At 72.3% G+C, this 19,292-nt stretch carries 15 protein-coding genes; 7 read left to right on the top strand and 8 right to left on the bottom strand.

Going from position 1 to position 19,292, the window contains the following annotated elements:
• Position 1: 1 nt before the first annotated feature.
• Both STTU_RS07965 and STTU_RS07960 read left to right on the top strand, forming a co-directional pair.
• Entirely contained in the window at positions 2 to 1,903 is a 1,902-nt protein-coding gene (locus STTU_RS07965) for an ABC transporter permease (RefSeq protein WP_234019190.1), read from the top strand.
• The gene (locus tag STTU_RS07960; protein ID WP_007821576.1) at positions 1,903 to 3,054 is read left to right on the top strand and encodes an ABC transporter ATP-binding protein; all 1,152 of its coding nucleotides are present in this window, start codon (positions 1,903 to 1,905) and stop codon (positions 3,052 to 3,054) included. Before STTU_RS07965 ends, STTU_RS07960 begins: the two co-directional genes overlap by 1 nt.
• A 173-nt stretch (positions 3,055 to 3,227) precedes the next feature.
• On the opposite strand, the gene STTU_RS07955 is transcribed toward STTU_RS07960, so the two are convergent.
• The 5 genes from STTU_RS07955 to STTU_RS07935 all read right to left on the bottom strand — a co-directional run bounded on the left by STTU_RS07955 (position 3,228) and on the right by STTU_RS07935 (position 8,278).
• Positions 3,228 to 3,644 (bottom strand): VOC family protein, encoded by a 417-nt coding sequence (locus STTU_RS07955; RefSeq protein WP_010262017.1) that lies wholly within the window; start codon positions 3,642 to 3,644, stop codon positions 3,228 to 3,230.
• Between the two features lie 167 nt (positions 3,645 to 3,811).
• Positions 3,812 to 4,957 carry a hypothetical protein gene (locus STTU_RS07950; RefSeq protein WP_043254526.1) on the bottom strand — a complete coding sequence of 382 codons (1,146 nt, stop codon included), beginning with the start codon at positions 4,955 to 4,957 and terminating at the stop codon, positions 3,812 to 3,814.
• The gene (locus STTU_RS07945; RefSeq protein WP_007821573.1) at positions 4,939 to 5,691 is read right to left on the bottom strand and encodes an ABC transporter ATP-binding protein; all 753 of its coding nucleotides are present in this window, start codon (positions 5,689 to 5,691) and stop codon (positions 4,939 to 4,941) included. The genes STTU_RS07950 and STTU_RS07945 overlap by 19 nt, the downstream gene beginning before the upstream one ends.
• 734 nt (positions 5,692 to 6,425) lie before the next feature.
• The gene (locus STTU_RS07940) at positions 6,426 to 7,805 is read right to left on the bottom strand and encodes an aspartate aminotransferase family protein (protein ID WP_009068926.1); all 1,380 of its coding nucleotides are present in this window, start codon (positions 7,803 to 7,805) and stop codon (positions 6,426 to 6,428) included.
• Positions 7,790 to 8,278, bottom strand: a complete 489-nt coding sequence (locus tag STTU_RS07935) for an Lrp/AsnC family transcriptional regulator (RefSeq protein WP_007821571.1) — start codon at positions 8,276 to 8,278, stop codon at positions 7,790 to 7,792. The genes STTU_RS07940 and STTU_RS07935 overlap by 16 nt, the downstream gene beginning before the upstream one ends.
• A 219-nt stretch (positions 8,279 to 8,497) precedes the next feature.
• On the opposite strand from STTU_RS07935, the gene STTU_RS07930 reads away from it, so the two are divergent.
• Together STTU_RS07930 and STTU_RS07925 are read left to right on the top strand one after the other, a co-directional pair.
• Entirely contained in the window at positions 8,498 to 9,934 is a 1,437-nt protein-coding gene (locus STTU_RS07930; RefSeq protein ID WP_007821570.1) for a gamma-aminobutyraldehyde dehydrogenase, read from the top strand.
• A gap of 457 nt (positions 9,935 to 10,391) precedes the next feature.
• A complete protein-coding gene (locus STTU_RS07925; protein WP_007821569.1) occupies positions 10,392 to 11,702 on the top strand; it encodes a polyamine ABC transporter substrate-binding protein in 1,311 nt (436 codons plus the stop codon).
• Here STTU_RS07925 and STTU_RS07920 read toward each other — a convergent pair.
• Positions 11,644 to 12,387 carry a glycerophosphodiester phosphodiesterase gene (locus STTU_RS07920; RefSeq protein WP_043254524.1) on the bottom strand — a complete coding sequence of 248 codons (744 nt, stop codon included), beginning with the start codon at positions 12,385 to 12,387 and terminating at the stop codon, positions 11,644 to 11,646. The genes STTU_RS07925 and STTU_RS07920 overlap by 59 nt on opposite strands.
• Positions 12,388 to 12,407: 20 nt before the next feature.
• Positions 12,408 to 13,442 carry an adenosine deaminase gene (locus STTU_RS07915; protein WP_007821568.1) on the bottom strand — a complete coding sequence of 345 codons (1,035 nt, stop codon included), beginning with the start codon at positions 13,440 to 13,442 and terminating at the stop codon, positions 12,408 to 12,410.
• Between the two features lie 999 nt (positions 13,443 to 14,441).
• Here STTU_RS07915 and STTU_RS33840 point away from each other — a divergent pair.
• The gene (locus tag STTU_RS33840; protein WP_086021134.1) at positions 14,442 to 14,855 is read left to right on the top strand and encodes a hypothetical protein; all 414 of its coding nucleotides are present in this window, start codon (positions 14,442 to 14,444) and stop codon (positions 14,853 to 14,855) included.
• A gap of 363 nt (positions 14,856 to 15,218) precedes the next feature.
• Here the strand turns inward: STTU_RS33840 and STTU_RS07905 are convergent, their stop codons facing one another.
• Positions 15,219 to 15,854: an NADAR family protein gene (locus tag STTU_RS07905; protein WP_007821562.1), complete on the bottom strand. Its 636-nt coding sequence runs from the start codon at positions 15,852 to 15,854 to the stop codon at positions 15,219 to 15,221.
• Positions 15,855 to 16,053: 199 nt separating this feature from the next.
• Here STTU_RS07905 and STTU_RS07900 point away from each other — a divergent pair, with 199 nt between their 5' ends.
• Positions 16,054 to 17,568: a gamma-aminobutyraldehyde dehydrogenase gene (locus STTU_RS07900; RefSeq protein ID WP_007821560.1), complete on the top strand. Its 1,515-nt coding sequence runs from the start codon at positions 16,054 to 16,056 to the stop codon at positions 17,566 to 17,568.
• A 59-nt stretch (positions 17,569 to 17,627) separates the two neighbouring features.
• On the top strand, positions 17,628 to 18,902 hold the full coding sequence (locus STTU_RS07895) for a polyamine ABC transporter substrate-binding protein (RefSeq protein ID WP_007821559.1): 1,275 nt from the start codon (positions 17,628 to 17,630) through the stop codon (positions 18,900 to 18,902).
• Positions 18,903 to 19,292: the final 390 nt, after the last annotated feature.

Genomic DNA, 19,292 nt, shown 5'->3' with positions numbered 1-19,292 from the left:
GATGTCGCCTGGGACGCCGCACGACGCGTCGGCGCGCGCCGTAGGTCGCGCTGACACGTCGCGACGTCCCGCGCGACGTCGCCTCACCCCGGCGCGTCCCGTGACGCGACGTCGCGTCACCGTGCTGCTCCTCGTCGCGGCCGCCGCGCTCTTCTTCGCGCTGTTCTTCGGCTATCCCGTCGCGGCGATCGTGGGGCGTGGGCTGCACACCTCGGCGGGGTGGCAGCTCGGCGCCGTCGCGGATGTCCTGGGGCGCCGCGACATACGCGACGTGCTTTGGTTCACGACGTGGCAGGCCCTGGTGTCCACGGCGTTGACCCTTCTCCTCGCACTGCCCGGGGCGTACGTCTTCGCGCGCTTTGCTTTCCCCGGGAAGGGCGTGCTGCGCGCCGTCGTCACGGTGCCCTTCGTCCTGCCCACTGTCGTGGTCGGCAGCGCCTTCCTCGCCGTACTCGGGCGCGGCGGGCTGTTGGACGAGCTGTGGGGCGTGCGCCTGGACACCACGGTCTGGGCGATCCTCGCGGCCCACGTCTTCTTCAACTACTCCGTCGTGGTGCGCACGGTCGGCGGATTGTGGGCGCAGCTGGACACGCGGCAGGAGGACGCCGCGCGCACCCTGGGCGCTTCGCGCTGGCGGGCCTGGCGGGCGGTCACGCTGCCTGCGCTCGCTCCCGCCGTGGCGTCGGCCGGCTTGATGGTGTTCCTGTTCACCTTCACGTCGTTCGGGATCGTGCAGATCCTCGGCGGCCCGGCCTACTCGACGCTGGAGGTGGAGATCTACCGGCAGACGGCGCAGCTGCTCGATCTCTCCACGGCGGCGGTGCTGACGCTCGTCCAGCTCGGCGCCGTCGTGGCGGTGCTGGCTCTGCACGCGTGGGTGCTGCGCAGGGGCGAGAGCACGTTGCGGCTCGTGGACCCGTCGCGCACGGCGCGGCGGCCACGCGGCGTGGCGCAGTGGACGCTGCTGAGCGGCGTCCTGGGTGTCGTCGCGGTACTTCTCGTGCTGCCGCTCGCGGTGCTCGTCCTGCGCGCCTTCGACACCCCGGACGGCTTCGGTCTGACCTACTTCCGGGCCCTCGGTTCCGCAGACGGAGGCACCTTCCTCGTCGCTCCCATCGCGGCGGTCGGCAACTCTCTGCGTTACGCGGCCGTGGCGACGCTCATCGCCCTCGTCGTCGGCGGCTTGGCCGCCGTCGCGCTCAGCCGTGAGCGACGGGGGCAGGACGGCCGGCCGGGCGGCGTATCCCGGCTGCTCCGCGGATTCGACGCCTTGCTGATGCTGCCGCTCGGGGTGTCGGCGGTCACCGTGGGCTTCGGCTTCCTCATCGCGCTCGACGAGCCTCCGCTCGATCTGCGCGCGTCCTGGATTCTCGTCCCGCTCGCTCAGGCACTCGTGGGCGCGCCGTTCGTCGTCCGGACGATGCTTCCCGTGCTGCGCGCCGTCGACCAACGGCTGCGCGACGCCGCGTCGGTGCTCGGGGCGTCGCCGTGGCGGGTGTGGTGGGAGGTCGATCTGCCGCTGGTACGTCGCGCGGTGCTCGTGGCCGCCGGCTTCGCCTTCGCCGTGTCACTGGGCGAATTCGGCGCGACCGTCTTCCTCGCCCGCCCGGACAGCCCGACGCTGCCCGTCGCCGTCGCGCGCCTCCTGGGACGTCCCGGCGACCTGAACTACGGGCAGGCAATGGCGCTCTCCACTGTCCTCATGCTGGTGTGCGTCGTCTCCCTGCTGGTCCTGGAGCGGCTGCGCCCACGCGACGTGGGCCAAGGAGGCAGGGGTCCGTCCGGCCGTGCACGGTCCAGCCCCGCCGCCGTCACGAAGCCGCGCCAGGCTCCGGCGCTGCGCCCGGACGGCGCGGTCACCGCCCCCACCGAGGGGCCCCTTACGAAGGAGAGGTCGCGCTGATGCCGCGCTCCAGTGGTGCACGTCGCGAGAACGCCGCCGAGGCTTCGGCGCGCGACGGGGGGACGGCGCGGGCCGCGACGTCGCGCGTCGTCGGCGTGCGACAAGGGGAAGCGGAGCCCAGGGCCGCGTTGCGCGTCGACGGGGCCACGGTGCGTTTCGGGAACGGGCGGGCGGCGCTCGACGCGGTGGACCTGTCGGTGCGCACGCACGAGGTCGTCTGCGTCCTGGGGCCCAGCGGGAGCGGGAAATCGACGCTCCTGCGCGCCGTCGCGGGCTTGCAGCCGCTCGACGCGGGGAGCGTGTGGCTCGGGGGCGAGGATCAGCGCGACGTGCCGGTGCACCGGCGCGGCGTGGGACTCATGTTCCAGGACCATCAGCTCTTCCCGCAGCGCGACGTCGCGGGCAACGTCGCGTTCGGTCTGCGCATGCGGCGTATGCCGTCGGGTGAGCGCGAAGCGCGGGTGGCCGAGTTGCTGTCGCTCGTCGGACTGGCCGACGCGGGGCATCGCGGCGTCGGTTCGCTCTCGGGCGGCGAGCAGCAGCGCGTCGCCCTGGCGCGCGCGCTCGCGCCCAGGCCCAGCCTGCTCATGCTCGACGAGCCGTTCGGACAACTCGACAGGACGCTGCGCGAACGCCTCGTGCAGGAGCTGCGCGAGCTGTTCACCGCGCTGGGCACCACGGTGCTCGCCGTGACGCACGACCAGGGAGAGGCGTTCGCCCTCGCCGACCGGGTCGTCATCATGCGCGACGGGGCGATCGCGCAGTCCGGGGCGCCGCTCGACGTCTGGCGGCGCCCCGCTGATCCCTTCGTCGCGCGTTTCCTCGGCTTCGGCAACCTGGTACGCGCCCGGGTTACGGGACGCGTCGCGGAGACGCCGTGGGGGCGGTTGCCGCTGCACGAAAGCGTCACGGCGGCGTCAGGGGAGCACACGGTGCTCGTACGGCCCGGGGGAGTGCGCCTCGTCGCGGAGTCCGGCGGCCTTCCGTGCGAGGTCGTGGCACGGACCTTCCATGGCACCCACGTCTCGGTACGACTGCGTCCCCACGACGCGCCGGAGATCGAGGCGACGTGCACGTTGTACGAGGCACCGGAACGCGGGGACCGTGTAGGCGTCGTCTTCGACGCCCAGGACGTCGTGGTGCTGGACTAGCGCCACGACGCGCGCCGCGTGGTGGCCGACGCGGCGCGCGACGTACGCGGAGCCTGGCGCGACGTCGCGTGCGCCGCACCGTCTGTTGCGACGTTGCGCGAGATCTGACGCGACGGCGCGCAGTTCCGTCTGACGCGACGTCCCCCGTCCTCCGTTGCGCGACGTCGCGTGGCTCACTCCTGGATCTGCGTGGGGTCCATCCAGACGACCTCCCAGACGTGACCGTCGGGGTCGGTGAAGGAGCGCCCGTACATGAAGCCGTGGTCCTCGGCCTCCCGAGCCGGGCTGCCGCCGGAGGCGAGCGCCCGGTCGGCGAGCATGTCGGCCTCTTCCCGGCTGCGCGCACTGAGTGTCAGCAACACTTCGGTCGTCGCCGTGGCGTCCGCGGGCGTCTTGCCCGCCGGCGTGTACTGGGCGAAGCGTTCCCGCGTGTGCAGCATCGTGATGATCGTGTCGCTGATGACCACGCTCGCGGTCTCCTCGTCGCTGAACTGTTCGTTGAGGCGGAAACCCAGGTCGGTGAAGAACTTCTTCGTCACGGAGAGATCGTTGACAACGAGGTTGATGAAGATCATCTGCTGGTAGCTCATCAGGTTCTCCTGGTTCGGTAAGGGCAGCGACGCCGCACCTGGAACGTGCGGGCGTGCCGCGACGGGCACCACGACGTCTCCGTGCGTCCGTATGCAGGTGATGACCGCCCGGCGCGACGGGATTCATCGGTGGCGCGCTGATCTCTTCGGTGCGGGCGGCGTAGGCGTCAGTGGCCGACCGGCAACGTCGCGAGCACCGTGACGGCCCACGTCAACGGGATCAGGGCGAGCAGCACGGCACCGGCGCGAACGGCCACGGCGGTCCGGAGTGTCGCGGCGGGTGTCCCGGACTGCTCCAGCGCCGCGGTGATGTCCGTACGGGCCTGACGGGACTCGACGGCGGCCAGCAGAAGCGCGATCGCGGCGCAGCCCACCACGAGACCCACGCCGAGCGCCGTGAGCGGGCCCGTCGCCTTGTACGTCGCGTCGCCGCCGTACGCCGCGGCGAGCGCGGCACCCACCGCGACTGCCACGCCGAGGGGGCGGCCGACGCGCCGAGCTTCCTCCTGGAGGCCGCGCCCCGCGAGGAGGCGTACGGCGCCGGGGCGGCCCGATTGCAGCAGCCTGCCGCACAGCCACGTGATCCCCGGACCGGCGACGGCGAGTCCCGCGGCGATCAGCGCCCAGCCGGCCACGACGCCGCCCGGAACGCCGCCACGTCCCGCGAGGGCCTTGGCGGAGAGGCCGGCCGTTCCCTCGCCGAGTGTGGCGCGTACGGCGAACCCGGCTGCCAGCAGCGCGACGCCCCAGGGCAGGCCCGGCGGCGCCGACGTCGCGCCGGGCGTCGCGTTCGCCGTGCCCTGCCCGGCGGCGACGGGAACGAGGGCCGCTGTCGCCGCCGAGGTCGCGACGGGGACGAGGGCGAGGAGCGTGAGGACGGCCGCGACGGGAATGTCGAAGCCTGCGCCAAGCGCCTTCGCGGCGCCGTCGCCCAGGGGCCGGACGCCTAGGCTGCCGCGGCCGAGGAGGAAGAGGAGCAGCGCGGCGACGGAGCCCAGGGCGCAGAACGCCGCGGTGGCTGTGCCCGTGAGGAGGCGCATGCCGCGGGACGAGAGGCCGTAGGGCGGTCGCCCGCGTTCGGGACGGAGCGCGGGGTCCGTGCGGGAGACGGCGACCGCGACGTACACCGTGGCGACCAGCGGGACGAGGCACCATGCGAGGCGCCGGACGGAGCTTGCCGCGCCGTCGTGCGACAGGGCGTGCCCGAGGGCGGCCAAGAGGAGGAAGCCGGTGCCCGCCGACGCCGCGCTCACGAGGAGACGCCGCGCCTGGACGAGCGGCCTGCCGCCGCGTACTAGACGGAGACTGAGCACGTCGCCTTCCCCTCTTCCGTACCGGGAACGTCGCCGGAGACGGACGTCGCGTCGGCGAGGCGTCCGTCGCGCAGGGAGACGGAGCGGTCGGCGAGTTCCGCCGCTTCGTCGCCGTGGGTCGTGAGGAGCATGCTGATGCCGTGCGTGCGCGCCGCGGTGACGAGGGTGCGCAGCAGAACGGCACGGTCGGCCGAGTGGAGCGCGGCGGTGGGCTCGTCGGCGAAGAGGAGCGCGGGGGTGCCGGCGAGCGCGCGGGCCATCGCGACGCGGTGTTGCTCCAGGTGGGTGAGCGCGTGCGGGCGGCGTCGCGCGCACGGGGCGATGTCGAGGCGTTCCAGCCACTCCGTCGCGACGTCGCGTGCCGCGCGGTGCGGGACGCCGCGCAGGAGGAGCGGCAGCGCCGCGTTCTCCCATGCGGTGAGTTCCGGGGCGAGGTGCGGTGTCTCCTCCAGCCAGCCGAAGTGGTCGCGCCGTACGTGGGCACGCCGCGCCGTCGACAGCTCGTGGAGCGGCGCCCCGTCGAACCAGATGCCGCCCTGGTCGGGGCGGGCCATGCCGGCGAGGCAGCGCAGCAAGGTGGAGCGTCCGCTGCCGCGTGGTCCGCCCACGGCGAGGATCTCGCCGTGTCGCAGGCTGAGCGTCACGTCGCTCAGCACGGGGGAGCCGTGACGGGTCACGTGCAGGCCCTCGGCCCGCAGCACGTCGTCGGCCGGGGATGGCGAGGGGGCAGCCATGCAGTGCACCTCAGTTCCGCTCGGGGCCGTCGGATTCGGGGCGGCGTCGCGCGAGTCGCCGCGACGGTGCCGGACCGCGTGGCGGCGGGTTGACGTCGCGTCCGTGTCCGACCGGTCGCGAGAGCGCGTTGTTCGTCCCTAAATCGCCTGGAACGTAACACGCGGCGTGCGGCGTCGCGCGCCATCCGCCGTACGCCGCGACGTCGCGCGGCGTGGGGTGCGGTGGACGGGGCGACGCGGCGTCTGTCGGCGCGACGTCGCCGCGTCACGTAGCGCTGGGGGTGGGGGTACGTCGCCTTCGGCGGGGCGTCGCGTCGCGTGTGTGGCGCGCGACGTCGCGCCGCGTTGCGTCGTATCGCGCTGCCACGTCGCGTGCGGGCTGACGCGTAGTACGTCGCGCAGGCGACGTTGGCGACGCGACGTCGCGCCCACGCGGCGGCGACGTGGCGTCGCGTATGGCCCGACGTCGCGTACCAGCCGTGCGCTACGTCGCGTACCGCATCGCCATCACGTCACGTCACGCCGCGTCGCGTCGCCTGGCGTCGCGCCCCACGACGCCCCATCCACGTCGCGTCACTCCGCGTCGCGCGCCCCACGCCGTCTCGCCCGCACGCCGCGCCCGAGCCCGGTGCCTTGCCCCGAGCGCCCCGCCTCCCCCCCCAAAAAAACACCCCAGCCCCGCTCTCACCCGCAAGAGTGAGTCGGGGCCGGGGTGGCGTGCGTGGGGGCCGGGGTCAGATCTTCGTCCATGCCTCGGTGAGGACCTGGCGGACGATGCCCTCGATCTCGTCGAAGGTGGACTGGTCGGAGATGAGCGGGGGCGAGAGCTGGATGACCGGGTCGCCGCGGTCGTCGGCGCGGCAGTACAGGCCGTACTCGTAGAGCTTCTTGGAGACGAAGCCGTAGAGGATGCGCTCGCTCTCCTCGTCGGTGAAGGTCTCCTTGGTGGCCTTGTCCTTGACGAGCTCGATGCCGTAGAAGAAGCCGTTGCCGCGGACGTCGCCGACGATGGGGAGGTCCCGGAGCTTGTCCAGGGTGCCGAGGAAGGCGGCCTCGTTGTCGAGGACGTGCTGGTTGAGGTTCTCGCGCTCGAAGATGTCGAGGTTGGCGAGGGCGACGGCGGCGGAGACGGGGTGGCCGCCGAAGGTGTAGCCGTGCAGGAAGGTGTTGTCGCCCCGGTAGAAGGGCTCCGCGAGGCGGTCGGAGACGACGCAGGCGCCTATCGGCGAGTAGCCGGAGGTCATGCCCTTCGCGCAGGTGATCATGTCCGGCACGTAGTCGAACTTGTCGCACGCGAACATCGTGCCGAGGCGGCCGAAGGCGCAGATGACCTCGTCCGAGACGAGGAGCACGTCGTACTGGTCGCAGATCTCCCGTACGCGCTGGAAGTAGCCGGGCGGCGGCGGGAAGCAGCCGCCGGCGTTCTGGACCGGTTCGAGGAAGACGGCAGCGACCGTGTCGGGGCCCTCGAAGAGGATCTGCTGCTCGATCTGGTCGGCGGTCCAGCGGCCGAACGCCTCGGGGTCGTCGCCGTGGATCGGCGCGCGGTAGATGTTGGTGTTCGGGACCTTGTGCGCACCCGGTACGAGCGGCTCGAACGGCGCCTTGAGGGCGGGCAGCCCGGTGATCGACAGCGCGCCCTGCGGCGTGCCGTGGTAGGCGACGGCGCGGGAGATGACCTTGTGCTTGGTCGGCTTGCCGGTCAGCTTGAAGTACTGCTTGGCGAGCTTCCAGGCGGTCTCGACGGCCTCGCCGCCGCCCGTCGTGAAGAAGACCTTGTTGAGGTCCCCCGGGGCGTGGTGGGCGAGGCGCTCGGCGAGCTGGATCGCGGAGGGGTGCGCGTAGGACCAGACGGGGAAGAACGCGAGGTCCTTCGCCTGGCGGTGCGCCGCCTCGGCCAGTTCGGCGCGCCCGTGACCCGCCTGGACCACGAAGAGGCCCGCCAGGCCGTCCAGGTAGCGCTTGCCCTGGTCGTCGTAGATGTAGGTGCCCTCGCCCCGCACGATCGTGGGGACGGGCGCGTTCTCGTACGACGACATGCGGGTGAAGTGCATCCACAGGTGGTCGTACGCGGTTCGGGAGAGGTCCTTGCTCACGGCTATCGGGTTCCCCACATGTAGGTCTGCTTCGTGAGCTTCAGGTAGACGAAGCTCTCGGTGGAACGCACTCCGGGGAGGGTGCGGATCCGTCTGTTGATCACATCGAGAAGGTGGTCGTCGTCCTCGCACACGATTTCGGCCAGCAGGTCGAAGGAGCCGGCGGTGAGGACGACGTACTCGACCTCCTGCATCGCGGCGAGCGCGTCGGCCACGGGGTCGAGGTCGCCCTCGATGTTGATCCCGACCATCGCCTGCCGCCGGAAGCCCACGGTGAGCGGGTCGGTGACCGCGACGATCTGCATGACGCCCTGGTCGAGCAGCTTCTGCACGCGCTGGCGCACCGCCGCCTCGGAGAGGCCCACGGCCTTGCCGATCGCGGCGTACGGACGTCTGCCGTCCTCCTGGAGTTGTTCGATGATCGCCAGCGAGACGGCATCGATCGACGAGCTGCCGCTCCCGGTCCTGGATTCTGAGCTGCGACTGACCACGCCCTCACTCTGCCCGAGGACTCCGTAGTTCCGCAAGCCTGAATCGATGAAATCCGTTGTTCACGAGCGTGAAAAGCACCGATTCCGCAGCCTGGGGGGAGCGGGTGTGTCGAAAGCGTTGCCTCTGCGGCTAGGGTGGGTGTCTCAGGCTCTGGACACGGAGCCTGTGGCCAGGGAGCCCTGGACACCGGGCTCCGGACACCGACAGGAGGGCCGGCAGTGACCACCGAACTGCGCCGACTGCGCAACTACATCAACGGCGAGTTCCGCGACGCCGCGGACGGCGCGACCACGGAGGTCGTGAACCCGGCCACCGGCGAGGCATATGCGACGGCGCCCCTGTCGCGCGCCGTCGACGTGGACGCCGCCATGGACGCCGCCGCCGCGGCCTTCCCCGCGTGGCGCGACGCGACGCCCGCGGAACGCCAGCGCGCGCTGCTGAAGATCGCCGACGCCTTCGAGGAGCGCGCCGAGGAACTCATCGCCGCCGAGGTCGAGAACACCGGCAAGCCGGTCGGGCTCACCCGCAGTGAGGAGATCCCGCCGATGGTGGACCAGATCCGCTTCTTCGCGGGCGCCGCGCGCATGCTCGACGGACGCTCGGCGGGCGAGTACATGGAGGGGCTCACCTCCTTCGTACGACGCGAGCCGATCGGCGTCTGCGCGCAGGTCGCGCCGTGGAACTACCCGATGATGATGGGCGTCTGGAAGTTCGCCCCGGCGCTCGCCGCGGGCAACACCGTCGTCCTCAAGCCCTCGGACACGACGCCCGCGTCGACCGTCCTGATGGCTGAGATCATCGGCTCCGTGCTGCCCGACGGCGTCTTCAACGTCGTGTGCGGCGACCGCGACACGGGGCGCCTCATGGTCGAGCACGACACGCCGGCCATGGCCTCCATCACCGGCTCCGTGCGCGCCGGTACGGAGGTCGCGGGCTCGGCGGCCAAGGACCTCAAGCGCGTCCACCTCGAACTGGGCGGCAAGGCTCCCGTCGTCGTCTTCGACGACGCCGATCTCGCGAAGGCCGTCGCGGGCATCTCCGAGGCCGGCTACTTCAACGCCGGGCAGGACTGCACCGCCGCGACCCGCGTCCTCGTGCACGAATCGGTGCACGACGAGTTCGTCACCGCGCTCGCCAAGGCCGCGGCCGAACTGCGCACCGCCGGACCCGACGACGAGGACGCCTTCTACGGGCCGCTCAACAACGCCAACCAGCTCGCCCAGGTCAGCGGCTTCATCGACCGGCTGCCCGCGCACGCCAAGGTCGAGACCGGCGGGCGCCGCGTCGGCGACAAGGGCTACTTCTACGCCCCGACCGTCGTCTCCGGCCTGCGCCAGGACGACGAGATCATCCAGAACGAGGTTTTCGGGCCCGTCATCACGGTCCAGTCCTTCACCGACGAGGCGCAGGCCCTCGCGTACGCGAACGGCGTCGAGTTCGCCCTCGCCTCGTCCGTCTGGACGAAGGACCACGCGCGCGCCATGCGGATGTCCAAGTCGCTCGACTTCGGCTGCGTGTGGATCAACACGCACATCCCGCTCGTCGCCGAGATGCCCCACGGCGGCTTCAAGAAGTCCGGGTACGGCAAGGACCTGTCGCTGTACGGGTTCGACGACTACACGCGCGTCAAGCACGTGATGACGTCGCTGGACTGAGGCGGGACCCTTCGGGGGAGCGGGACGGGCCTGGGCTGGCGGCGTGTTCTGTTTCCTGGAGGGCGGGGACGGCTCGTGCCGCGCGGAGGCGCGGTGCGGGCCGTTTTGGTGTGGGGGCGGGGTGGGGTGGGAGCGGGGGGCGGGGGATGTCGCATAGCGGCGCGACGTCGCGCGGGGGGTGGGGACGTCGCGTAGCGGGGGACTGCGGCACGTCGCGTGACGTCGCGGCGTCGCGTGGTGGGCGGGGACGTCGCGTAGTGCGCGGTACGTCGCGTACCGAGGCGCGACGTCGCGGGGTACGGCGCGTGCGCGGCGTCGCGGCGAGGACGTCGCACTGGGTTGTGCGTCGCGTCGTGCCCGTGCCCCCTCCGCCCTCGACACTGTGTCTTTCCCGCGCCGTCCGGTGGGGACGCGACGTCGATTGCTGTCGGCGTGTGACGCGCGTCATGCTGCGCGCGTGCCGAAGCCATCGATACCCCGGTCCCTGCCCGCCGACTTCGCCGCGACGTCGCGTACGTCCCGGGCGGCGTGCACGTCGCGTACGACGCGTGCGCGACGCGACGTCCTCCCGCCGCGACGCGACGTCCTCCCGCCAGGACGCGGCGTTCCGACGCGACGTGCCGTCCTGCGCGGCGGCGTCGCGGCGGCGGGCACGCTGGGGCTCGGCGCCTGCGGCGTCCCCGCGGCATACGTCGCGCCGGGGGACCGTACGGCCGCGGACCGGTCCGCGCGCGAGCACGAACTCGACTTCGCCAACTGGCCGCTCTACATCGACACCGACGACAGCGGACGGCGCCGCCCCACGCTGGACGCCTTCACGCGACGTACCGGTATCCGTGTGCACTACACCGAGGAGATCAACGACAACGACGAGTTCTTCGGCAAGGTCAGCCCGTCGCTGATGAACCACCAGTCCACCGACCGGGACCTGATCGTCATCAGTGACTGGATGTGCGCGCGGTTCGTACGGCTCGGCTGGGTGCAGGAGATGGACCGCGGCCGGCAGCCGCACGTCGCGCGCCACCTCGATCCCTCGTTGCGCGACCCGGCGTTCGACCCCGGGCGGCGCTACACGGTGCCGTGGCAGTCGGGCATCACGGGAATCGCGTACAACGCGCGCAAGCTGGGCCGCACGCTGCACCACGTGTCCGAGCTGTGGGACGACGACCTCAAGGGGCGCGTCACGCTCCTGTCGGGGATGGACGAGGCGTTCGCGCTGCTGCTCCAGGGCGACGGCGTGGACATCACCCGCTGGACGACCGACGACTTCCACCGCATGTGCGACCGGCTCGCGCCGCGCGTGCGCGCCGGGCACATCCGCCGCTTCACCGGCAACGACTACATCAAGGACCTGGCCTCGGGCGACGTGCTCGCCTGCCAGGCGTACTCGGGCGACGTGATCCAGCTCCAGGCCGACAACCCCGATATTCGTTTCCTCGTACCGGAGGAGGGCGCGGAGTTGTGGGCCGAGTCGCTCATGATCCCCGACCGCGCCCCGCACAAGCGCAACGCCGAACGCCTCATCGACTACTACTACGAGCCCGAGGTCGCCGCGGCGCTCGCCGCGTGGGTCAACTACGTCTGCCCCGTGCCCGCCGCACGCGACGTCCTCGCGGCGTCGAAGGACAAGGAGACCGCCGCGCTCGCCGAGGACCCGCTCATCTTCCCCGACGACGCGACGCGGCGTCGCCTCGCCATCGCACGCGACATCACGGCGCGGGAGCGTCCCGAACTGGCGCGTCGCTGGAGCGGGACGACGGGCGTGTGAGGCCCGCGCGGTCCCGTTCCGCGCACGCGACGCCGACGCGGTTGCTCGTCACGGAGTCGACACCGGCGGCGAGGAGACGACGCAGCGAACGCCGCGTGTCCGGCGTCCAGGCGGACACGAGATAGCCGTCGCGGTGCAGCGACGCGACGAGGCCGCTGTCGAGGAGGCCGAAGCGGTAGTTGAGCCAGCGGGGCCGGACCGTGTCGAGGAGCGCCGGGCGCGGCGGGGCGAGCGTCGTCCACGTCAGCGCGATTTCCGCGGCGGGGTCCTGCGCGCGGACGGCGAGCATGGCGTCGGCGCCGGCACTGTAGTACACGCGCGACGTCGCGCCGCTGTCGCGTACGACGCCCAGGACGGCGCGTACGGTGCGCGACGTCGCGGAGGGGAGGTCGATCATGACGCGACGCCCCGACGTCGCGTCGAGGGCGTCGGCGAGCGAGGGCACGCCGCCCCCTGTGCGGCGCGCGACGTCGGCGGCGGTGACCTCGTTCACCCGGGCGTCGACCCCCCACAGCCGGGCGAGCGTCGCGTCGTGCAGCAGCACGGGCACGCCGTCGCGCGTCAGCCGGACGTCCAGCTCCACGGCGTCGGCGCCGCTCGCGAACGCGGAGCGCAGCGAGGCGAGTGTGTTCTCACGGAAACGGTACGGATCGCCGCGATGTCCCACGGCGGTGACGGTGCGCATGGGGGCATGTCATCACAGCGTCAGGGCGCCAGCCAGGCGGCGAGGTACGCGTCGATCTCGGCATGGAGCCGCGCCTTGCCCACGGCGTCGAGGAACGACGCTTCGACGGCGTTCTTCGCCAGCGCCGCCAGACCGCGTTCGTCCAGGCCGAGGAGCCGGGCCGCTACGGCGTACTCGTTGTTGAGGTCGGTGCCGAACATCGGCGGGTCGTCGCTGTTGATGGTCACGAGCACGCCCGCGTCGACCATCTGCTTGACCGGGTGCTCCGAGAGGTCCGCGACGGCGCGCGTCGCGATGTTGGACGTCGGGCACACCTCCAGCGGGATGCGGTGTTCCGCGAGGTGCGCGAGGAGCCGCGGGTCCTGCACGGCGCTCGTTCCGTGGCCGATGCGCTCGGCCCCCAGCTCGTTGAGCGCGTCCCAGATCGTCTCGGGCCCGGTCGTCTCGCCCGCGTGCGGCACGGAGCGCAGTCCCGCCGCCCGCGCGCGGTCGAAGTACGGCTTGAACTGCGGACGCGGCACCCCGATCTCCGGGCCCCCGAGACCGAAGCTGATGAGCCCGTCGGGGCCCAGCTCCGTCGCGAGGTGCGCCGTCTCCTCCGCCGCTTCGAGCCCCGCCTCGCCGGGAATGTCGAAGGACCAGCGCAGCGCGACGTTCAACTCCTTCTCCGCGGCGTGGCGCGCGTCCTCGATGGCCTCCATGAAGGCGTGCGCGTCGATGCCGCGTCGCGTCGAGCTGTACGGCGTGACGGTCAGCTCCGCGTAACGGATGTTCTGACGCGCCATGTCGCGTGCGACCTCGAAGGTCAGCAGCCGGACGTCCTCGGGGGTGCGGATGAGGTCGACGACGGAGAGGTACACCTCGATGAAGTGCGCGAAGTCCGTGAACGTGAAGTAGTCCGCGAGCGCCTCCGGCGCCGTGGGCACCCGCGTGTCGCTGTGGCGCGCCGCGAGCGCGGCGACGATGCGCGGCGAGGCGGAGCCGACGTGGTGCACGTGCAGTTCGGCCTTGGGCAGACCTGCGATGAAGGTGTGCAGTTCGCTGGAGACGTTCATGGGTCCTCGCGGTCCTTCCCCGGTCAAGGCGGTGGACCGGTTTCGGCGCCGGTCGGGGATCATCGTAGGACGGCGCGCCGTGCGGCAGACGGCCGGGATACGGGACGATGCGGCATTCCGCCGCGCCGTCGTCCGGGCGGTGCGGTGCGGTGCGGTGCGGCAGAGCATGAGGAAGGGGAATGGGTGGACGAGGCGCAGCGGGGCGACGGGGACGACGCGGGGCGTGAGGACGCGCCGTGTGACGGTACGGGGCGCGGGGGGCACCTGGCGGGGGACGTCGCGTACGGAGGGGAGGGCGCGGCGCGCGAGGGGGACGGCGCGGCGGCTGGCGGGGGCGAGGCGGCGTCGGGGCGGGACGAGGCGGCGTTCGCGGGCGGCGTCGGGGCGAGTGGAGGTCATGCCGGGACGGTGGGCGCGGGGGCCGCGCCCGACGTCTTGGGCATAGTGACGGCACGTGAGGCTGCGGGGGGCGCGGACGGGGACGAAGCCCGGGACCGCGGGGAGGCGGGGGCTTCGGCTGCGCGGGGCGGTGGCGGTTCCTTCACGGCTCCCGCTTCCTGGCCGGCGCCGTTGCCGGGCACAAGGTCGCCCGACGTCGCGCCACCGTCTTTTGCCCCGGCCCTCTCCGACGGCGTGGCTACGTCGCCGGTACGGGGCCCCGCCTCGTTCGGACGAGCCCGGGACACGGTGCCGGGACGGGGCGCCGACGCGGTGCCGGGACGAGGTGGGGACGCGGTGCCGGGTATCCCGACATCGCCGGAGGGCCCGGGGTGGGCGGCGTTCGGCTATCCACTCGCCCGCGTCGCGCCCGAGGGAATGCCGCGTGCGGGGTACGCGACGTCGCCGTACGTTGCGACGTCCCCCGTACCTGCGTCGAACGTCGCGGCGCCCGCGACTGCCGCCGGGCCCGCGTCGTACGGGGCGCCGGTTACGGCACCTGTACCGCCGTCTACGGCACCTTTCGCGCCAGGCGTCACGTCGCCGCGCGGCGCGCCGTCGGTGCCGTCCGCGTCGCGCGTCGCGGCGAGCGCCGCGTTCCCGAAGCCCGCCGGACCCGCTCGTGTCGCCCTCTCACTCGGGGTCGTCGCGCTTCTCGCCTACGGGCTCGCTTTCGCCCTCGACGCCGGGGGCGCCGTGGCGTGCTGGTTTCTCGGCCTCGTGACGGGCGTGCTTGCCGTCGTCTTCGGCGCCGTGGGGGCCGGACGCGCGCGGCGCGCGGGCGGGCCGGGGCGTGGGATGTCGGTGGCCGGGTTGGTGTGCGGGGTCGTCGGGCTGGTGGGTGGCCTCGCCGTCCTCGTGGTGGGCTTCGTGCTCGCGGTGGAGGAAGAGGACACGGGCGGCGGAGCGACGCACGAGTACCACGCGCAGGCGTCGTCCGGCGCGGCAAGCGGTCCGCACGCGGCGTCGCGCTGACCGCGTAGCGCAGCGACGTCGCCTTCGCGTCGTGCCCGCGCGACGCCGCGACGTCGCGTACATGTCGCGTCGGCGCCGTGCCCCACGTCGCGCGTACGCGTCGCGCCATTGCCACGTCGCCTAGGGACCGTACCGTCGCCGCGCCCCGACGTCGCGTGTACGTCGCGCCGTCATCCCACCCCTGACGTCGCGTACACGTCGCGTAGTCCCCCCGCCCCGACGTCGCGTAGACGTCGCGCCGGTGCCCACGCCGCGACGTCGCCCCGCGCGACCCCTGCGCATAGCGTCGTGCACCACCTCCGCCCGCACGTCGCGTCGCGCCCCCTTCCTCGCGCCCTCGCGGCCCGACGCGTCCTCCCGCCCCTACCCCTCCCCACCCAAGATGTCGCGTGCCGCCATGAGCGCGAAGCCGAGGAGGTTCTGGCCGCGCCAGCTTGCCGGGCGGGAGGCGCGGGGGTCGTCGGCGGCGAGGCCGATGCCCCAGATCAGGTCGAGCGGGCTGGCCTCGACCAGCACGCGGTCGCCGGTGCCGAGGAGGAAGGCGCTGAGAGCCGGGTCTGCGCAGAACTTGTGGACGCTGCCTTCGACGACGATGCGGAAGCGTTCCCGCTCCCACGTCGCCTCGTCGAAGCCCTGGACGAGGCGGCCGGCCACCTTCGCCTGCGCCGGGCCCGGCGCCGTCAACACGGCGTTCTCCGCCGCGACGTCGCCGAAGAGCCGCGCCTTATGCGCCATCATCCAGTGCTCCGCCGTGGCGTACGTCGCGTCGCCTACCGTGAACGGCGCCGGCCACCACTGGCTCAGACACGCTTTGTCGACGCCCTCGCCGCGCGACGTGTGCCCCCAGAAGTGGAGGAACTTCACGCGACGCGTCGCGAGGGGCGCGCCACCCGCCCCAGCAGCGTGGATTTCGTCGCCTGCGCCGTCCCCCACGGGCAGCACCGTGCCGCGTGCCCGGTCGAGCAGTGCAGCGTAGTCCCTGGTCAACTCCTCATCCATGGCGCGAGTTTTGCAGCCCCGCTCGGCACTCCGTATGGGTTTTCGTGGGAGACTCGACAGGTGGCCGACAGATTTCGTCGTGTAACCAAAAGGCAACAACGGAATCACTTGTTGAAGTGATGCCGCTCTGCCAGGATCGGCACTCACATCGAGCCGGAGCTACGGTGCCCGCACTCGCGCGGGGCCGGAGGAGAGCGACATGCGCAACCGCTTCCAGCCACGGGACCACTTCGCCGCGGGCGCCCAGTACATCGATGGCCGCCTCGTCCCCGGAACGTCGGGCAGCGGGCAGGACGTCGTGGACCCGGCGAGCGGGCGGACGATCTTTACGTACGAACTCGCGGGGCCCGCCGACGTGGACGCCGCGGTCGCCGCCGCGCGCGCGGCCTTCCCCGGGTGGTCCGGTGCGACGCCCGGCGAGCGTGCGGACGCCCTGCACCGCTTCGCGGCGGTGCTCGCCGAGCGTGCCGAGGACTTCGCCCAGGCCGAGTCCCTCCAGTGCGGCAAGCCGATCAAGCTCAGCCGCGGGTTCGACGTGCCGGGCACCGTCGACAACACGACCTTCTTCGCCGGCGCCGCGCGGCACCTCGAAGGGCGCGCGGCGGCCGAGTACAGCGGCGACCACACCTCGTACGTACGTCGCGAGGCGATCGGCGTCATCGGCTCCATCGCGCCGTGGAACTACCCCCTCCAGATGGCCGCCTGGAAGATCCTTCCGGCCATCGCGGCAGGGAACACGATCGTGCTCAAGCCCTCCGAGCTGACCCCCTTCACCTCGCTCCTCTTCGCCGAGGCCGCGACGGCCGCCGGCCTCCCCGACGGCGTCGTGAACATCGTCAACGGCACGGGCCGCGACGCGGGCGAGCGCCTCGTCACGCACCCCGACGTCGCGATGACGTCGTTCACCGGATCGACGGCCGTCGGCAAGCGCGTCGCGGAGCTCGCCACCGGCGGCGTCAGCAGGCTCCACCTCGAACTGGGCGGCAAAGCCCCCTTCGTGGTCTTCGACGACGCGGACCTCGACGCCGCCGTGCACGGCGCGGTCGCCGCCTCGCTCATCAACGGCGGGCAGGACTGCACCGCCGCGACGCGCGCGTACGTGCAGCGCCCCGTCTACGAGCGTTTCGTACGCGACGTCGCGGCGCTCATGGAGACGGTGCGGCTCGGTGACCCCTTCGATCCGGCGACCGACCTCGGGCCGCTCATCAGCCACGCGCACCGCGACCGCGTCGCGGCGTTCGTGGAGCGCGCCCGCGCGACGTCGCGCGTCGTGACCGGCGGCGAGGCGCCGGGCGGCGCGCTCGCGGACGGCGCGTACTACCGCCCGACGCTCCTCGCCGACGTCGCGCAGGACAGCGAGGTCGTGCAGTCCGAGATCTTCGGCCCCGTCCTCGTCGTGCTCCCCTTCGACACCGACGACGAGGCGTTGCGCCTCGCCAACGACACCCCGTACGGGCTCGCCGCCTCGGCCTGGACGCGCGACACGTACCGCGCGCACCGTGCCACCCGCGAGATCAAGGCCGGCTGCGTGTGGATCAACGACCACATCCCGATCATCAGCGAGATGCCGCACGGCGGCTACAAGTCCTCGGGCTACGGCAAGGACATGTCCGTGTACTCCTTCGAGGAGTACACCCAGGTCAAACACGTCATGTTCGACAACACAGCGGTGGCCAGAAAAGACTGGCACCGCACCGTCTTCGGGGACCGGTAGCGCACCGACCGGCCCCACGGCCCCCTCATCGAGCAGGCTCACCCGGAAGGGCACAGCGCATGGAACAGTTCGATTCGGATCGTCCGCCACCGGCCACGGCGCGTGCGCTGTCGCGCGCGGTACGGGGCGGCTGGACGGGGCGGCGCGGCGCGGCGCCGTGGGCGCCCGGACGACGCGCCGTGCTGCGCGCCGTCGTCGGCGGCGCGCTCGCCGCGGGCGGCCTCGCGGGGCTCAGCGCCTGCGGCATCCCCGCCGCGGCGAAGACGGGCGACGACACGGTCACCTCCGAGGACCACTCCAAGCAGGAGAAGAGCGTCAACTTCTCCAACTGGACCGAGTACATCGACGTCAGCGACGACAACCGCCACCGCCCCTCGCTGGACGCCTTCGCGAAGCGCACCGGCATCAAGGTCAAGTACACCGAGGACATCAACGACAACGTCGAGTTCTTCGGCAAGATCAAGCCACAACTCGCCGCGGGCCAGGACACCGGCCGCGACCTGATCTGTGTCACCGACTGGCTCGCGGCGCGGCTCATACGCTTCGGCTGGGTGCAGAAGCTCGACCCCGCCCACCTGCCGCACGCCTACGCCAACCTCGCGCCGCAGTTCCGCAGCCCCGACTGGGACCCGGGCCGCTCCTACTCGTACCCCTGGGCCGGCATCTCGACCTTCATCGCCTACAACATCAAGGCGACGGGCGGCCGTGAGATCACCTCCGTCTCCCAGTTGCTGGACGACCCCAAGCTCAAGGGCAAGGTGGGGCTGCTCTCGGAGATGCGCGACACCGTGGGCATGGTGCTGCTCGACATGGGCACGGACCCCGGCCGGGTGACGGCCGACCAGTACGACGCGGCGATCGCGCGCATCCAGAAGGCCGTCGACCGCAAACAGGTGCGGCGCTTCACGGGCAACGACTACATCGCCGACCTGAGCAAGGGCGACCTCGCGGCCTGTCTCGCCTGGGCAGGCGACGTGGTCCAGCTCCAGGCCGACAACCCCGACGTGCGCTACGTCATCCCCGACTCCGGCTACATGACCTCGACCGACAACCTCATGGTGCCCAACAAGGCGCGCCACAAGGCGAACGCCGAGAAGCTGATCGACTACTACTACGAACCGCCGGTCGCCGCCGAGCTCGCGGCCTGGATCAACTACGTCTGCCCGGTCGACGGCGTCAAGCCGGAACTGGCGAAGATCGACAAGGACGCGGCCGACAACCCGCTCATCGTCCCCGACCGCGTCATGGCGGCGAAGTCCCACGCCTTTCGTTCGCTCGCGACGAAGGAGGAGACGGCCTATGAGAAGAAGTTCGCTTCCCTGACGGACGGCTGACGCGAAGGCCGCGACGTCGCGGCGGCCGACGCGGTACGGAGCGACGTTGCGGCACGTCGGCACGTCGGCACGTCGGCACGTCGCGTGGGGCGCGCGCCGCGGGGCGACGCGACGGGGTACATCGCGACGTCGCGAGCCGTACGTCGCGCACCCGGCGCTCGCGGCGTGCGACGCGACGTCACGTACGCGACGTACCGCCGCCCCCGGACACGAAGCCCCACGGCGACCGGCACCGCGCGAGACCCGCGCGACCCCGCGCCGACGCGACGCACCCCGCGCGACGTCGCGGCGTCGGACCCGTACCGACCCCCTACGAGAACCACGCGCCGTACTACCCGGCGCACCCCCGCACCGTTCCCACTCCGAAGGCTCCACCACCGGCACCTCCAC

This window comes from Streptomyces sp. Tu6071, from assembly GCF_000213055.1.
GTDB classification, from domain to species: Bacteria; Actinomycetota; Actinomycetes; order Streptomycetales; family Streptomycetaceae; genus Streptomyces; species Streptomyces evansiae.
This window is presented reverse-complemented; position numbering and strand designations above follow the sequence as displayed.

Bases quoted from the DNA above. Each gene is read 5' to 3' on its own strand.
- STTU_RS07965 (WP_234019190.1), top strand. From the start codon at position 2: ATGTCGCCTGGGACGCCGCACGACGCGTCGGCGCGCGCCGTAGGTCGC.
- STTU_RS07960 (WP_007821576.1), top strand. From the start codon at position 1,903: ATGCCGCGCTCCAGTGGTGCACGTCGCGAGAACGCCGCCGAGGCTTCG.
- STTU_RS07955 (WP_010262017.1), bottom strand. From the start codon at position 3,644: ATGAGCTACCAGCAGATGATCTTCATCAACCTCGTTGTCAACGATCTC.
- STTU_RS07945 (WP_007821573.1), bottom strand. From the start codon at position 5,691: ATGGCTGCCCCCTCGCCATCCCCGGCCGACGACGTGCTGCGGGCCGAG.
- STTU_RS07920 (WP_043254524.1), bottom strand. From the start codon at position 12,387: ATGCGCACCGTCACCGCCGTGGGACATCGCGGCGATCCGTACCGTTTC.
- STTU_RS07915 (WP_007821568.1), bottom strand. From the start codon at position 13,442: ATGAACGTCTCCAGCGAACTGCACACCTTCATCGCAGGTCTGCCCAAG.
- STTU_RS07905 (WP_007821562.1), bottom strand. From the start codon at position 15,854: ATGGATGAGGAGTTGACCAGGGACTACGCTGCACTGCTCGACCGGGCA.
- STTU_RS07900 (WP_007821560.1), top strand. From the start codon at position 16,054: ATGCGCAACCGCTTCCAGCCACGGGACCACTTCGCCGCGGGCGCCCAG.
- STTU_RS07895 (WP_007821559.1), top strand. From the start codon at position 17,628: ATGGAACAGTTCGATTCGGATCGTCCGCCACCGGCCACGGCGCGTGCG.